Below are 986 nucleotides of genomic sequence, written 5' to 3'. Positions count from 1 at the left end.
TCGGCCTCGAAGGCCCCGCGGTGACCGTCGACACGGCCTGCTCGTCCTCCCTGGTCGCCCTCCACCTGGCCGCGCAGGCGCTGCGCCAGGGCGAGTGCTCGCTCGCCCTGGCGGGCGGCGCCACGGTCATGGCCACCTCCGACACCCTCGTCGCGTTCAGCCGCCAGCGCGGCCTCGCCGCCGACGGCCTGCTACCGGCCCCTCCCAGCAGCGCGTCATCCGCGCCGCCCTCGCGAGCGCCGGGCTCACCGGCTCCGACGTGGACGCGGTGGAGGCCCACGGCACGGGCACGTCACTGGGCGACCCGATCGAGGCGCAGGCCCTGATGGCCACGTACGGCAAGGACAGGCCGGAGGGCCAGGAGCCGCTGTGGCTCGGCTCGGTCAAGTCCAACATCGGGCACGCGCAGGCGGCCGCGGGCGTCGCGGGCGTCATGAAGATGGTCCTGGCGATGCGGCACGGCGTCCTGCCCAAGACCCTGCACGCACAGGCGCCGACGACCGAGGTCGACTGGTCCGAAGGGGCGGTCGAGCTGTTGACCGAGGCGCGCGAGTGGACCGCGCGGGAGGCGGGGCGGCCGCGTCGCGCGGGCGTCTCCTCCTTCGGCATGAGCGGCACCAACGCGCACGTGATCGTGGAGCAGGCACCGGTGGAGGAACCACTGCCCGCCGACAGCGACGCCGGCGACCGGCCCGCCGCGACCCCCGCGCCGCCGGTGGTCCCGGGCGTGGTCCCGCTGGCCCTGTCGGCGAAGAGCGAGAGCGCCCTGCGGGCGCAGGCGACGCGGCTGCGGGAGCGGCTGCTCGACGACGACGGCATCGGCCTGGCGAACGTCGGCTGGTCCCTGACCGTGGCGCGGTCGCGGTTCGAGCACCGGGGCGTCGTCCTCGGCCGGGACCGTGCGGAACTCCTGGCCGGGCTTGAGCAATTGGCGCAGGGAGACGCGACCGCACGCAGTGTCGTCACGGGGCGGGCGGTGACTGGTG

Annotated in this window: 1 pseudogene; it reads left to right on the top strand. The window is 75.7% G+C overall.

Going from position 1 to position 986, the window contains the following annotated elements:
• Positions 1–986: pseudogene (locus STRAU_RS31895) on the top strand (beta-ketoacyl synthase N-terminal-like domain-containing protein); the annotation flags it as partial.

This window comes from Streptomyces aurantiacus JA 4570 (assembly GCF_000414115.1).
In the GTDB taxonomy this organism is placed as follows: Bacteria; Actinomycetota; Actinomycetes; order Streptomycetales; family Streptomycetaceae; genus Streptomyces; species Streptomyces aurantiacus_A.
Note: the sequence above shows the minus strand (reverse complement) of the source record. Positions and strands in the feature narration are given on the sequence as shown.